Annotated in this window: 12 protein-coding genes; all 12 read right to left on the reverse strand. The window is 73.1% G+C overall.

Going from position 1 to position 14819, the window contains the following annotated elements:
* Positions 1-10: 10 nt before the first annotated feature.
* From O7608_RS24150 to O7608_RS24205, 12 genes are read right to left on the reverse strand one after another with little or no spacing between them, the layout of a single operon-like run.
* Positions 11-1180, reverse strand: a complete 1170-nt coding sequence (locus tag O7608_RS24150) for an alpha/beta hydrolase (protein ID WP_289206766.1) — start codon at positions 1178-1180, stop codon at positions 11-13.
* Positions 1177-2190 (reverse strand): LLM class flavin-dependent oxidoreductase, encoded by a 1014-nt coding sequence (locus O7608_RS24155; RefSeq protein ID WP_289206767.1) that lies wholly within the window; start codon positions 2188-2190, stop codon positions 1177-1179. Before O7608_RS24155 ends, O7608_RS24150 begins: the two co-directional genes overlap by 4 nt.
* A 14-nt stretch (positions 2191-2204) precedes the next feature.
* The gene (locus O7608_RS24160) at positions 2205-2564 is read right to left on the reverse strand and encodes a TIGR04076 family protein (RefSeq protein WP_289206768.1); all 360 of its coding nucleotides are present in this window, start codon (positions 2562-2564) and stop codon (positions 2205-2207) included.
* A complete protein-coding gene (locus O7608_RS24165; RefSeq protein WP_289206769.1) occupies positions 2561-3562 on the reverse strand; it encodes an NADPH:quinone oxidoreductase family protein in 1002 nt (333 codons plus the stop codon). The genes O7608_RS24160 and O7608_RS24165 overlap by 4 nt, the downstream gene beginning before the upstream one ends.
* Entirely contained in the window at positions 3559-3990 is a 432-nt protein-coding gene (locus tag O7608_RS24170; RefSeq protein ID WP_289206770.1) for a nuclear transport factor 2 family protein, read from the reverse strand. The genes O7608_RS24165 and O7608_RS24170 overlap by 4 nt, the downstream gene beginning before the upstream one ends.
* A gap of 20 nt (positions 3991-4010) precedes the next feature.
* A complete protein-coding gene (locus tag O7608_RS24175; protein WP_289206771.1) occupies positions 4011-5279 on the reverse strand; it encodes an amidohydrolase family protein in 1269 nt (422 codons plus the stop codon).
* Entirely contained in the window at positions 5276-6994 is a 1719-nt protein-coding gene (locus O7608_RS24180) for a hydantoinase B/oxoprolinase family protein (RefSeq protein WP_289206772.1), read from the reverse strand. The genes O7608_RS24175 and O7608_RS24180 overlap by 4 nt, the downstream gene beginning before the upstream one ends.
* 10 nt (positions 6995-7004) lie before the next feature.
* Positions 7005-8693 carry a hydantoinase B/oxoprolinase family protein gene (locus O7608_RS24185; protein WP_289206773.1) on the reverse strand — a complete coding sequence of 563 codons (1689 nt, stop codon included), beginning with the start codon at positions 8691-8693 and terminating at the stop codon, positions 7005-7007.
* Complete coding sequence (locus O7608_RS24190; RefSeq protein WP_289206774.1) at positions 8690-10759, reverse strand: hydantoinase/oxoprolinase family protein; 2070 nt, start codon at positions 10757-10759, stop codon at positions 8690-8692. The genes O7608_RS24185 and O7608_RS24190 overlap by 4 nt, the downstream gene beginning before the upstream one ends.
* Before the next feature lie 10 nt (positions 10760-10769).
* Complete coding sequence (locus tag O7608_RS24195; protein ID WP_289206775.1) at positions 10770-12899, reverse strand: dipeptide ABC transporter ATP-binding protein; 2130 nt, start codon at positions 12897-12899, stop codon at positions 10770-10772.
* Positions 12900-12904: 5 nt separating this feature from the next.
* The gene (locus tag O7608_RS24200; RefSeq protein ID WP_289206776.1) at positions 12905-13801 is read right to left on the reverse strand and encodes an ABC transporter permease; all 897 of its coding nucleotides are present in this window, start codon (positions 13799-13801) and stop codon (positions 12905-12907) included.
* Positions 13801-14811 (reverse strand): ABC transporter permease, encoded by a 1011-nt coding sequence (locus O7608_RS24205; RefSeq protein ID WP_289206777.1) that lies wholly within the window; start codon positions 14809-14811, stop codon positions 13801-13803. Before O7608_RS24205 ends, O7608_RS24200 begins: the two co-directional genes overlap by 1 nt.
* Positions 14812-14819: the final 8 nt, after the last annotated feature.

The raw sequence follows: 14819 nt of genomic DNA on the forward strand, positions 1-14819 counted from the left end.
GGCGGACGGCTCACCGGCCGAGTCGGCGGTCCGTCTCGGCCATCGTCGCCCGCCAGATCGGCGCGGCCGGGTCGATCACCGAGAAGTGGTCGCCGGCCTGCTCCAGCCAGCCCGGGTCCTCGCCGGCGGCGCGGGCCGCGGCCACGTACCGGCGGTTGAAGTCGATCAGGTCCAGGTCGTCGCTGGCACCCTGGACGATCAACTGTGGTACGCCGATCGGCAGCCGGGCCATCGGATCCGAGGCGGCGTACACCTGCGGGATGTCGTCGCGAACACCGCCGAGCGCGGCGGCGACCGCCCCGGTGCCGACCTGGCGCCGCTGGCCCTCGGCCAGGTCCAGCACCCCGGCCAACGACACCGCCAACGCCACCGCGACACCGCCCGCACCGCCGGGACCGCCAGAGCCGGGACCGTCGGCGGCGGTGTCGGCGGCCAGCCGCAGCGCCAACTGGCCGCCAGCGGAGTGGCCGAACACCGCGACCCGGTCCAGGTCCAGCGACCCGGCCGGCACCGCGTCGCCGGTCAGCTCCGGCAGGTTGGCCAGCACCGCCAACCCGGTCGCCACGTCGGCGGTGGTGGCCGGCCAGCCGTGCCGGTCCGGTCGGCGGTACTCCAGGTTCCACGCCGCGTAGCCCCGGTCGGCAAGGTCGATGGCGAGCGCGTCCATCAGGTCCGCCGCCCAGATCGACCGCCAGAAGCCGCCGTGCAGCAGCACCGCCACCGGCACGCGATCACCTGCCGCTGGCGGCAGCCGCAGCTCGCCCCACTGTTCCGGATCCGGACCGTACGGGATCCGCAGTGCCGGTCGGCGCAGCCGGTGCACCGCGTGCCGGACCGCCCAGGCCAGCCCCCACACGCCCCGGCCGTACAGGTGGGTCGAGGCTTGATGCACCGGCTGCGGGCCGGTAACGTCGGGCTCGTACCACACGGTGCGGCCGGCCCGGTCGCCGCCGCTGGTCAGCAACGACCGGACCGCCGGGTCCGGGCCGGGCAGCCCGACGGCGGCGCTGCCCGCGCCGAGGCCGTCGAGCAGCTGTCGCACCTGACCCGCGTCGGCGGCGGCCACGAAGTCACCGGTCACGCCGAGACCGGTTGCCTCAGCGGCGACCAGCCCGTGCAGCAGCGACGGGTCGACCGCCAGCCCCGGGCCGGCGACGACCAGTACATGATCGACAGTCATCGGGAACCCTCCTTCCGCAGCAGCGGCAGCACCTGCGCGCCGAGCAGCTCCACTCCCCGATCGTCGGTGAGCCCGTGCGGGGTGCCGAACTCGACCCGGCGTACCCCGGCGTCGATCAGCGCCTGTGCCTGGGCGGCGACCTGCGCCGGGGTGCCGGAGAAAGCGAACCGGTCCAGCAGGTCGTCGGGCACCAGCCGGCCCGCGTCGACGTCACGCCCGGCCGCCACCAACGACTTGACGTGCGCCAGCAGCTCGTCCGGGACGGTCACCGTCGGGTCCAGGTCGGCGACGACCGCCAGGTACATCGCCACTTCGGTGCGGGCCTTCGCCCGCGCCGCCTCGCCGTCGGTGTCGACCACGGTCACCGCGCCGAACACGATGCCGATGTCGTCGACCGGGCGGCCGGCGGCCTGCGCACCGGGGCGGATCCGGTCCCGGATCACCGGCACCATGTCCGGGTTGGCGCTGCCGCCGACCTTGATCTCGTCGGCGATCCGGCCGGCGAGCGCGGCACCGCGCGGCCCCCAGGCGCCGAGTAGCAGCGGCGGGTCGGGGCGGTGCACGGCGTACCGGAGGGTGGTGTCGGCGGCGAGTTGGAACACCGTACCGTCGAAACCGGACGTGTCGCCGCGCAGCAGCCGGTAGACCACCTCGGCGGCCTCGGCGAGCGCGGCGAGCGGGCGCGGCTGGGCGATGCCGACCGCGCCGAGCCAGGTGCCTCGGGCCAGCCCGAGGTAGGCCCGCCCGTGCGAGGCCAGGTCGAGGGCGGCGAGCTGACCGGCGATCTCGTACGGGGCCATCGAGTACGGGTTGAGGCAGGCGGTGCCGAGCCGGACCCGCCCGGTGGCGGCGGCCATCTCCAGCAGCGGGAAGATCGGCGGCTGGTACATCAGGTCACCGAAGACGGTGAGCACGTCGAAGCCGTACGCCTCGGCGGCGCGGGCCAGCCGGGCGTAGTCGCCGGCGCGCTTGTCGCTCTGCAACCCCAGCCCGATTTCTACAGTAGACACCTGGTTGCTCCCGGTCAGGTCAGGTCGGCGGAGTTCATCCGCCGTTTGCAGGTCCGTTCGACCCGCATGACCAGGCCCTCCTCCGGGTCCGGGCAGGCGAACAGGGTGTCACGTTCCAGCCAGTCCCCCGGCGGCATGTCGCGCTGCTTGGCGGCGAGGAACGGCAGCACGGAGGCGAGCGCGTACACGCAGAAGTGTTTGCCGGCCGGGATCTTCAGGTGCGCGCTGTCGGTCAGCTCGAAGTGGTCGCCGACGGCCATTCCGCAGACCGACCGGCCCTCGATGCGGTCCACGCTGACCCGCAGGTCGTAGACCTCCATGTCGCCGCCTCCGATGCCTTCGCCGCCGTCGGCGCCGGCAGTGTGCTCGCTCATGATTGCTCCCTCGGGTCGATCCGGACGATGATCTTGCCGGTGGTGCGCCGGTCGGCCAGGTCGGCGAGCGCCGCCGGGGTGCCGGCCAGGTCGACGACCCGGCTCACCGGGGGCCGGACCGCGCCGGCCCGGATCAGGTCGAAGATCCGCTGGTACGCCTGGGCGACCGCGTCGGGGCGGGCCCACGGGTACGTCGAGCCCCAGGAGAGCCCGATCAGGGTGGCGTTGCCGGCGATCAGCCGCATCGGGTCCACCGGCGGCGGGGTGCCGCCGGCCGCACCGACCGCCACCAGTCGGCCCTCGACGGCGAGGCAGTCCAGCGACCGGGTGAACACGTCACCGCCGACCGGGTCGACGACCACGTCCGCGCCGGTGCCGCCGGTCGCGTCGCGTACCGCGTCGACGAAGTCGGTGGCCAGGTAGTCGATGGCGACGTCGGCGCCGTTGTCGCGGCACAGCGCCGTCTTCGCCGGCCCGCCGGCGGTGCAGATCACCCGGGCGCCCCGGGCGCGCGCCAGCTGGGTGGCGGCGATGCCGACGCCGCCGGCTCCGGCGTGCACCAGCACCGTCTCACCAGCGTGGACGCCCGCGCGGTCCAGGGCGAACCAGGCAGTCTGATAGGTGACCGGGACGGCGGCGGCCACGACCGGGTCAAGCTCGGCCGGACGCGGTACGGCGAGCGTCGCGTCGATGGTGACGGTCTCGCCGAGCGCGCCGTGCGGCAGCGCCGGGCAGGCCACCACGTCGACCCCGGCCAGGGCCTCGGCCCCGGTGCCGGTGGCGACGACCCGGCCGGCCAGCTCGACACCGGGGGTGAACGGCGGTTCGGGGCGCACCGGGTACTCGCCCCGGCACAGCATGACGTCGAGGAAGTTCAGCCCGACGGCGGTGACCGCGATCCGCACCTGGCCGGGGCCGGGCGGCGGGTCGTCGGGCAGGTCGGCGACTGTGAGCACCTGCTCGGGTTCGCCGTACCCGGTGGCGATCAGCCGCCTCATGCCGGGCCGCCGGCGGGTTCGAGGTCCGGTTCCGCCGGGTCGCGGACCAGTTCGGAGTGGTGGTGCACGATCCGCCAGCCGTCGTCGGTGCGGCGCAGCACGTCGGTGACCCGGCTGTGCTGCTCCGGTCCGCCGCCGGCGGCCACGGCGACCAGGACGTAGCGGGCCACGGCGGCGTCGCCCCACACGTCGACCCGCAGCTGCCGCGCGGCGAGCCGGTCCAGCGTCGGCCGGCTGCCGGCGGCATCGCGGCCTGCCCGGTAGGCGTCCAGTTCGGCGCGGGTACGCAGCGGGCCGGGCAGGTGCGTCTCCCAGGTGGTCACGTCGGCGTGCAGGTGCCGGTCGAACCGGGCCTGGTCACCGGCGAGAAAGGCGTCGTACATGTCGTCGATGTCGGCGGCGATCTCGGCGGCGGCCTGTTCGGACATTCTGCTCCTCCTTACGTCGGTCACCACGCCGCCCACCCGGTGCGGTCGTCACGGATCACCCGGCCGCCGGACATCACCCAGCGCACCCCCCGGAACGCCGACGTGTCGGCGAGCGGGTCGGCGTCCATCGCCACCAGGTCGGCGTACTTGCCGACCTCGACGGTGCCCAGGTCGGCCTCGGCGCCGAGCCAGCGGACCGGGCCGAGGGTGCCGGCGTACAGGGCGCGGGCCGGGCCGATGCCGCTCTCCGACAGGTACTCCAACTCCCGGACGGAGGCGTTGGTGCCTTCGAACTGCCAGAACGGCGGCATGTCGCTGCCGAGCAGCACCTCGACGCCGGCGGCGAGGGCCATGGCGTAGCTCTCCAGGTGCCGGGGGCCGGCGCCGAGGGAACGGCACTGCATCCACTCCGGTACGCCGAGTTCGTCGAAGAACTCCTTGCAGCGGGTGACCAGCAGGGTCGGGACCAGCGCGGTGCCACGGTGTGCCATCCGGGCGGCGACCTCCTCGGTGAGCTGGTAGCCGTGTTCGACGCAGTCCAGGCCCAGCTCGACGGCTTCGCCGATCACCGGTGCCGGGCCGGCGTGGGCGGTGACCTTGCGACCCCAGGCGTGCGCGGTGTCGATGACGGCGGCCATCTCGTCGGGGAACAACTGTCGGGTATGGATCGACTCGTGTTCGCCGGCGATCCCGCCGGAGATCATCACCTTGATCAGGTCGGCGCCGGCCTTGATCTGGCTACGGACACCCCGGCGGAAACCGTCGGCACCGTCGCATTCCAGCGTGTCGCTGCTCTCGTGGCCGTGCCCGCCGGTGCAGACCAGGGCCCGGCCGGCGGTGAAGATCCGTGGCCCGGTGACCCGGCCGGAGCTGATCGCCCGGCGCAGCGCGAAGTCGGCGTGGTCCTTCTCGGCGACGCAGCGGACCGTGGTGACGCCGCAGAGCAGGGTCCGCCGGGCCCCGTCGGCCATGTAGAGGGCCAGCTCGTGCGGGGTCATGTTCTTCACGCTCTGCCCACCGGTGCCGGGCAGCGACAGCGACAGGTGGGTGTGCATGTTGGTCAGCCCGGGGGTCAGGTAGGCCCCGCCGAGGTCGATCTCGGTGATGTCGGCGTCGGCGCGGGCGGCGGCGGTCACCTCGGCGGCCGGGCCGACAGCGACGATCCGGTCTCCGCGTACCCGCACGGCGGCGTCGGGGACCGGGCCGACGCCGTCGAGGACGCGGGCGTCGACGACGGTGCAGTTGGTCAGGACGGTGTCGACCGGTGCGGGGCGGGTGGCGGCGCTCATGCCGGGGTCCGGCCATCGGGGGCGGTCATCGGAACCTCTTTCACGGTCAGGTCGGGTACGCCGTAGACGTCGCGGGCGGCGGCCGGTGACACGTAGCCTTCGGCGACGTCGGCGCGTACCGCCCCGGGATCGCGTTGACGCGGGTCGCCGTGCCCGCCGCCGCCGGCGGTGAGCAGGGTGATCCGGTCCCCGGGGGTCACCGGCGTGCGTCTGGTGCTGACCCGGTGTTCCCGATCGGTGCCGGGGTGGACGATCACCTGGATCGGTTCCGGTTGGGCACCGCCGGCCAGCGCCCACGGCGCCGATCTGGTCTTCTTCACCACCGACAGGAACTCGCCGGGGGTGACGAACCGGATGTCGCGGCGCAGCCCGGGTCCGCCCCGGTGCCGGCCGGCTCCGCCGGAGTCGGCGCGTACCTCGACCCGTTCGAAGAACATTCCGGTGCGGGCCTCGAGGACCTCGACCGGGGTGTTGCGGGCCTGGGTCTGGCACAGGTGGTTGGCCGGGCCGAGTCCGTCGTGGTCGGGTGTGGCACCCCAGCCGACCGGGTCGTTGTTGCTGACCGCGTAGAGCTGCCCGGTGTCGGGGTGGGTGCCGACCATCATGAACCCGGGCACGTCCCCACCGGACGAGGCGGCCAGCCGGTCCGGCATCCCCTGGGCCAGCGCCTGGTAGATCAGCTCCATCGCCACGGTGCCGGTCCACTGGGTGAAGGTGGCGGCCGGGTAGACGGCGTGGAACAGGCTGCCCGGTTCGGCGATCACCCGCAGCGCGGTGAAGTGCCCGGCGTTGGTCTGCTCGGTCGGGGTGGTCAGCGCCTTGAACGCGACCCGGGCGGTGGCGATCGTCGACCCGTACGGCAGATTCACCGGCCCGGCGACGGCGGGTGACGAGCCGGTGAAGTCGATGGTGCAGGTGCCGTCGGCGATGGTGACGGTGACCTGCATCCGGATCGGTTCGTCGGTGATGCCATCGTCGTCGAGCCAGTCCACGGCGGTCCAGGAGCCCTGCGGCAGGGCGGCGAGCGCGTCGGCGGTGGACGCTTCGGCGGCGGCGATCGCCGTGTCGACGACCGATTCGACGGTGGCCAGGCCGAACCGCCCGATCAGCTCGATCAGCCGCCGCTCACCGGTGCGCAGCGCCGCGACCTGGGCGTGCAGGTCACCGACGACCAGTTCGGGCATCCGCGAGTTGAACCGGATCAGTTCGATGATCTCGTGCGCCGGCTCGCCCCGGCGGAACACCTTGGTGCCGGGGAAGATGATGCCTTCCTGGTGCATGTCGGTGGAGTCGAGCACGTACCCCGGGTCCTTGGCCCCGAGGTCCATCCAGTGCGCCCGGACGCAGAGGAACCCGACGAGCGTGCCGTCCGCACCGCCGTGGTCCGGCAGGAACACCGGGGCGAACAGGGTGGCGTCGTAGGCGTGCGCGGCGTTCCAGTACGGATAGTTGAGCAGCACGATGTCGCCGGGGTACAGATTGTCCCGGCCGACGTACTCGACGCCTTTGCGGATCGAGTAGTCGTTGGCGCCGAGGAACCGGCTCAGCCCGGTGGATTCGGCGACCAGCCGGAGTTCGGCGTCGTAGATGGAGATGCCGAAGTCGTACACCTCGTAGATGACCGGGTTGAACGCGGTGCGCACCAGCGCCGAGCGCATCTCCTCGGCGGCGGCGACCAGGTAGCTGCGCACCACCTCGGCCGCCGCACCGTCCACTTTGCAAGTATCAGTCATCGACGTCGACCCCGTAGACGTCGCGGGCGGCGGCCGGCGACACGTAGCCTTCGGCGACGTCGGCACGCACCGCCTCGGGATCCCGGTCGCGCGGGTCGCCGTGCCCGCCGCCACCAGCGGTGAGCAGGGTGATCCGGTCCCCGGGGACGACCGGCGTGCGTCTGGTGCTGACCCGCTGCTCCCGGTCGGTGCCGGGAAAGACGATCACCTGGTTGGGTTCCGGTTGGGCGCCGCCGTCGAGCGCCCACGGCGCCGACTTCGTCTTCTTGATCACCGACAGGAACTCGCCGGGGGTGACGAACCGGATGTCGCGGCGCAGCCCGGCACCGCCCCGGTGCCGACCGGCGCCACCGGAGTCGGTGCGCATCTCGACCCGTTCGAAGAACATCCCGGTACGGGCCTCGAGAACCTCGATCGGGGTGATCCGCCCGGTGCTGCCGGAGACGTGGGTGGCGGCGTTCATGCCGTCGTGCTCGCGGGTGGCGCCCCAGCCGACCGGGTCGTTGTTGCTGACCGCGAAGAGCTGCCCGGTGTCGGGGTGGATGCCGACCATCATGAACCCGGGCACGTCCCCACCGGACGAGGCCGGCAACCGGTCCGGCATGCCCTGGGCGAGCGCCTTGAGGATCAGTTCGACGGCGACGATGCCGGTCCACAGGGTGAACGTCGGCTGCGGGTAGACGGCGTGGAACAGGCTGCCCGGTTCGGCCCTGACCCGCAACGGCGCGATGGTGCCGGCGTTCGACGGCTGGTCCGGCGAGGTCAACGACTTCAGGATGACCTTGCAGATCGCCTCCGTGGCGCCGTACGGCATGTTGATCGGGCCGGGCACCGCCGGTGACGAGCCGGCGAAGTCGACGGTGAACGTGCCGTCCGCGATGGTGACGGTGACCTGCATCTTCACCGGGTCGTCGGTGATGCCGTCGTCGTCGACCCAGTCGGTCGCCGTCCACGACCCCTGCGGCAGCGCGGCCAGGGCGGCCCGGCTGCGCGCCTCGCCGTCGGCGATGATCGCCTCGACGGCGGCGTCGACAGTGGGCCGGCCGAACTTCGCCAGGATCTCCAGGAAGCGCCGCTCCCCGGTGCGCAGCGCGGCGATCTGGGCGTGCAGGTCGCCGAGCACCTCGGCGGGCATCCGCGAGTTGAAGCGGATCAGCTCGTGGATCTCGTGCACCGGCTCACCCCGCGAGACGACCTTCGTGCCGGGGAAGATCAGCCCTTCCTGGTGCATGTCGGTGGAGTCGAGCACGTACCCCGGGTCCTTGGCGCCCAGGTCCATCCAGTGCGCCCGGACGCAGAGGAACCCCACGAGGGTGCCGTCGGCGGCCGGATCGGCCGGGTCCGGCATGAACACCGGGGCGAACAGGGTGGCGTCCGAGGCGTGCGCCGCGTTCCAGTACGGGTAGTTCAGCAGCACGATGTCGCCACGGTGCAGGTTGTCCCGGCCGACGTAGGCGACGCCCTTGGCGAGCGAGAAGTCGTTGGCGCCGAGGAAGAACGTCAACCCGGTCGCCTCGGCGATCAGCCGCAGGTCGGCGTCGTACATCGACATGCCGAAGTCGTGCACCTCGTAGATGACCGGGTTGAACGAGGTACGGATCAACGTGGCCCGCATCTCCTCGGCGGCGGAGATCAGGTAGCTGCGGACCACCTCGGTGGTCGCGCCGTCCAGAGTGCTCACTTCGCCTCCTCCAGGGTGACCAGCAGGTAGCCGTGCGGGTCCACCTCGACGTACTGGCCGCTGGGCACCACCGTGGTCGAGGTGCCCTCGTCGACCAGGGCCGGGCCGGCGAATCGGTCCCCCGGGGCCAGCTTCGACCGGTCGTAGACGGCGAACGGCACCACTTCGCGGGTGCCGAAGTCGAAGGCGTCGCGGTGGCCGAGCAGCGCCCGTGCCGGGTCGCCGTCGCCGGCGGACGGGCGGTGAAGCTCCGGCCGGGTGGTCCGGCCGATGCCGCGTACCCGCAGGTTGAGGATCTGCAGCCGGTTGCTCATCGCGTGGCCGTACCGGGTGCGGTGCAGCTCGGTGAACGCGGCCCGGATCGCGGCGCTGTCCAGGTCGGTGCCGATGGTGACGATCAGGGAGTGTTCCTGACCGAGGTAGCGCAGCTCCAGCTGGCGCTCCAGCACCGCCGAGGCGGCGTCGACGCCCTGCTCCACCAGGGAGGCGACCGCTTCGGCTTCGACCTCGACGAACGTCGACTCCAGCGCGGCCAGGTCGACGCTGCCCTCCGGCGCGTCGGCGTCCAGGGTGGCCAGCACCGTCCGGGAGAAGTCGTCGACGATGTCGGCCGACAGCATCCCCCAGGCGGAGAAGCCGGACGGGGCGAACGGCACCACCACCTCCCGGATGCCCATCTCGCGGGCCAGCAGTGGGGCCAGCAGCGGGCCAGCACCGCCGAACGCGAGCAGCGAGAAGACCCGGGGGTCGTGGCCGCGTTCCACGGTGATCTGCCGGACCGCGCCGACGGTACGGGCCAGCAGCACGTCGTAGACGCCGGCCGCGGCGGCGGTCGGGCTCAGCCCCAGCGGGGTGGCGATCTGCTCGTCGAGCGCCGCCTGTGCCGCCTTGGCCTGCAACCCCATCGCGCCGGCGAGGAACCGGTCCGGGTCGACGTAGCCGAGCACCACCGAGGCGTCGGTGACGGTCGGGCGCTGACCGCCCCGGCCGTAGCAGACCGGGCCAGGGTCGGCACCGGCGCTCTGCGGACCCACCTTCAGCAGCCCCCGGTCCAGCCAGGCGATCGAGCCGCCGCCGGCCCCGATGGTGCGGATGTCGTACGTCGGGATCAGCAGCGGGAAGTGCTCCAGCTGGGCCTCGTACGCGGCGACCGGGCTGCCGCGTTCGATCACGCAGGCGTCCAACGACGTACCGCCGATGTCGAAGGTCAGCAGGTTGTCCCGACCCAGCGCGTCGGCCAGGTAGGCCGCGCCGACGATGCCGCCGGCCGGGCCGGACAGCACGGTGTGCGTCGGGGACGTCTTGGCCATCGTCGAGGTCATCGACCCGCCGCCGGAGCGCATGATCAGGAACCGGCCGGTGAAGCCCCGGGCGGCCAGCCCGGACTCCAGCTCGTCGACGTAACGTTCGAAGATCGGCCGGATGTACGCCTCCAGCACGGTGGTGCTGGTCCGCTCGTACTCGCGGTGCTCGCGCACGATGTCCGTCGACACCGAGACACTGACCTGCGGGTATGCCTCACGGATGAGGGCGGCGGCGGCCTGCTCGTGGCGCGGGTCGACGTGCGAGTGCAGGAAGCAGACGGCGATCGAGCCGACCCCCTGCTCCTCGACCAGGGTACGGGCGGCGGCCCGGACGCTGTCCGGGTCCAGCTCGGTCACCACCCGGCCCTGGTAGTCCAGCCGCCCGGTGACCCCGGCGGTGTACCGGCGCTTGACCAGGCTCTCCGGCCGCTCGTACTGGAAGTCGTACATGTGGTCGGCGGGCACGTTGCCCCGACCGAGCAGGAAGATGTCCCGGAAACCCTCGTTGGTGATGATTCCGGTGGCTCCGCCCCGGCGCTCCAGTACGGCGTTGAGCCCGAGCGTGGTGCCGTGGATGAACAGCTCCACCTGCGACAGGTCGGTGCCGAGCGCGGTCACCGCGTCCAGCACACCCTCCCAGGGGCGGGCCGGGGTGGTCGACGCCTTGCGGAACCGGACCTGGTTGGTACGGGTGTCGAGTTCCATCGCGTCGACGAAGGTGCCGCCGATGTCGACAGCGAGCCGGATGTGTGGTGCGGACATCGTCGTGGGGTCACCTTTCGGATTCGGTGAGCAGGTCGGGGATCTCCGGGGCGCGCCAGCAGGCCACCCGGCTGTGCCCGTACGGCTGCAGTTGCTGGTCCTCGGTGCGGCAGCGGGCCGTGGCGAACGGGCAGCGGGCGGCGAGCGGGCAGCCGGCCTCGGCGTCGGCGTCCTCCAGGTCCTTGAGCAGCTCGACCCGGCCGCCGCCGAAGCCGGCGCCGAGGCTCGGTGCGCTGGACAGCAACGCCCGGGTGTACGGGTGCGCCGGGTGGGTGAAGACCTCGTCGACCGGGCCTTCCTCGACGATTCGGCCCAGGTAGAGCACGATCACCCGGTCGGCGAACCCGCGTACCGTGGCCAGGTCGTGGGAGATGAAGATCGCGCCCCGGTCGCGGTCGGCGGCGACGTCGCGGATCACCTCCAGGATCTGTGCCTGCACGGTGACGTCCAACGCCGACGTCGGTTCGTCGAAGACGATCAGGTCAGGGTCGCCGACCAGGGCGCGGGCGATGCCGACCCGCTGGGCCTGACCGCCGGAGAGTTCGTGTGGGCGCCGCGCCAGGATCGACCGGTCCAGGCCCATCCGGTCCAGCACCGCGCCGACCCGCTCGGCCCGCTCGTCGGCCGGTACGCCGAGAGCGCGCAGCGGTTCACCGATGGCGTCGGCGACGCTGCGGCGCGGGCTGAGCGACCCGAACGGATCCTGGAAGACCATCTGGGCGCGGGTCCGCAGCCGGCGCAGCGCCCGGCCGCGCAGCTCGGCCATCCGGGCCCCGCCGATCTCCACGGTGCCCTCGGCCGGTTCGACCAGCCCCAGGATCAGCTTGGCCAGGGTCGACTTGCCGCAGCCGCTCTCCCCCACCACACCGAGGGTCTCACCGGCGGCCACGGTCAGGTCGACGCCGCGCAGCGCGTGGTGCCCGCCGCGACCGAACCGGCTGCGGTAGACCACGTGGGCGTCGGTGATCCGCAGCACCGTCCGGTCGCCGACGGCATCGGGCTCCGCCGGCCGCCCCGGCTCTGACGCCGGTGTGTCGGCGGGGATCGGATCGACGGTCGACGGGCCGGTCTGCGGGTGGAAGCAGGCCAGGGTCCAGCCGGCGGCGCCGGTGGTCGGGCCGGTGGTCGGGGCCGCCGCCGTGGTCGGGGCGGCGACCGGGACCGCGCCGGTCGGCGGGCGCCGCTCGGCGCAGCGGTCGGTGGCGTGCGCGCAGCGGGCCACGAACGGGCACTGCCGTGGTGGCGCGGTCAGCAGCGGCATGCCACCGGCGGTGGCCCGGACCGGCCGGCCGTCGACGTCGGGCACCGAGGCGAGCAACGCCCGGGTGTACGGGTGGGCCGGCGCGCGCAGCACCGTGGCCGCCGGGCCGCTCTCGACCACGGTGCCGGCGTAGAGCACCACGACCCGGTCGCAGACCTCGGCGATCGAGGCCAGGTCGTGCGAGATCAGCAGTACGCCGCGCCGGTCGGTGTCGGCGGCGTGGCGGAACTGCCGCAGGATCTCCCGGGCCAGGGTGACGTCCAGGCCGGTGGTGGGTTCGTCGGCGATCAGCAGGCCGGGCGCGCAGCCGGTGGCCAGCGAGATCATCACCCGCTGCGCCATCCCGCCGGACAGTTCGTGCGGGTACGCCGCCAACCGTCGCTGCGGGCTGCGGATGCCGACGGCGGCGAACAGTTCCCCGGCGGTCTCGCGGGCCTGCTGCGGGGTCATGCCCTGATGGGTGACGAGCCGGTCGACCAGCTGCCGGCCGACGGTACGGGTGGGGCTCAGCGCGCCGCGCGGGTTCTGGAAGCAGATCGCCGCGCCGTGGCCCCGGTGGCGGCGCAGCTGCTCCGGTCCGAGCCGCAGCACGTCGACCGGACCACCGTCACCCGAGCCTGCGGTGGGGTCGTCGGTGGGATCGCCGCCGTGGAAGCGGACCCGGCCGGTGGCCTGCGCGCCGCCGGGCAGCAGTCCGACGATGGAGCGGGCCACCATGGACTTGCCGCCGCCGCTCTCGCCGACCAGGCCGACCACTTCGCCCCGGTCGACGTGCAGGCTGACGTCGCTGAGCGCGGCGACCTGCCGGCCGGGCCGACGGATCAGCACCGACAGGTTCTCGATGGCGAGCAGCTCGCGGGTCGTCGTGGTCGAATCCATCGCGGTCACCGCCGTTTCGCTTCGGCGCGTTCCTGTAGGCCTTCGCCGAGCAGGCTGAACCCGAACACGCTGACCAGCAGGAACAATCCGGGCGGTACGGAGGTCCACCAGCGGCCGGCGACCACGTCGGGTGAGCCGAGGCTGATCATCGACCCCCACTCGGCGGTCGGCACCGAGATGCCCAGCCCGAGGAAGGACAGCCCGGCCAGGGTCAGCATCGCCCAGCCGCAGCCCAGCGGGGCGATCACCCGTACCGGGGTGAGGCTGTTGGGCAGCACGTGCCGCCAGAGCACCCCGGCCGGGGACGCGCCGGAGGTGACGGCGGCGTCGATGAACGGCAGTTCGCGGACCGAGCGGACCTCGGCGCGCACCAGTCGGGCGTAGCCGGGGGCGTTGACCAGGGCGATGGTGAGGATCAGGTTGACCGTGCCGCCGCCGAGCAGGGCGGCCACCGCGAGGGCCAGGATGAAGGTGGGGAACGCCTGGAAGATGTCGAGCAGCCGCATCAGCACGTCGTCGATCCAGCCGCCGAAGTAGCCGGCGACCAGCCCCAGGGTGGTGCCGACGACGACGGCGAGGGCGACGGCGGCGACCGCGATGCCCAGGTCGAGCCGGCCGGCGTGCAGCACCCGGCTCCACACGTCCATCCCGTTGATGTCGGTGCCGAGCAGGTGGCTGCCGCCGGGTGGCAGCAGCGTACCGGCGGGGTCGATCTCCTCCGGGCCCCACGACGACAGCAGCGGTGCGGCGAGCGCGGCCAACGCCACCACGGCGAGGATCGTCGCGCCGACGGCGATCAGCACGGTGGCGAACCGGCCGCCCCGGGCCGTCGCGGTGGCGACCACCGGGGCGGCGTCGTCGGCGCTGTCGCCTGGGCCGCCGGCCGCACGCAGGTCAACCATCAGATCTTCACTCTCGGGTCGAGGATCGCGTGCACGACGTCGGCGATCAGGAAGACGAGGACGTAGCAGACGGCGATGAGCAGTACGGCGGCCTGCACCACCGGGAAGTCGCGGTAGAGCAGACCGCGCAGCGCCCACTGGCCGAAGCCCTGCCACGAGTAGACGTACTCGATCAGCACGGTGGAGCCGATCGCGGTGCCGAAGACCAGCGCGGCCAGTGACGGCAGCCGTACCAGGGTGGCCCGGATCAGGTAGCCGCGGCGCAGCAGCCGGTCGCGCAGCCCGTGCGCGGCGGCGGCGGTGTACGCCTCGGAGTGCAGCACCTCCAGGGCGGAGGCGCGGACGCTGCGCAGCAGCGGCGCCACGACGACGATCGCCAGGGTGGCCACCGGCAACGCCAGGTGCCCGAGCGCGGAGGTGAACGCCGGGCCGTTGGCGGTCAGCGCGGCGTCGATCAGTTCGGCGCCGGTGATCGGGGTGAGGTTGGTGTCCGGGGCGACCCGGCCGCTGGGGGCCGGGAACCAGCCGAGCATGCTGTAGCCGACCAGGACCAGTACCAGGCCGAGCCAGAACTCCGGCACCGAGTTGCCGATCAGGGCGAGCACCCGGATGCCGTGGTCGGCGGCCCGGTCGGCGCGGCGCGCCGACCAGATGCCGCCGACCACGGCGAGGAGCACCGCCACGGTGACCGCCAGTACCACCAGTTGCAGGGTGGGGCCGACCCGCAGGGCCAGTTCACCGGCGACCGCGTTGCCGCTCTGGATCGACGTGCCGAGGTCGCCGGTGGCCAGCCCGCCCAGGTAGTCCAGGAACTGTTTCCACAGTGGCTGGTCCAGGCCGTAGCGGGCGCGCGCCGCCGCGGCCTCCACCTCGGTGGCGTTGGGGCCGAGGATGGTCCGGATCGGGTCCCCGGGCAGGACCCGGACCAGGACGAAGGTCGCGACGATCACGCCGAGCAGCACCGGGACGAGCTGCAGCAGCCGCCGGGCGACGAAGCGGGCGATGCGCATGAGGGGTG

This window comes from Solwaraspora sp. WMMA2056, assembly GCF_030345095.1.
Lineage (GTDB): Bacteria > Actinomycetota > Actinomycetes > Mycobacteriales > Micromonosporaceae > Micromonospora_E.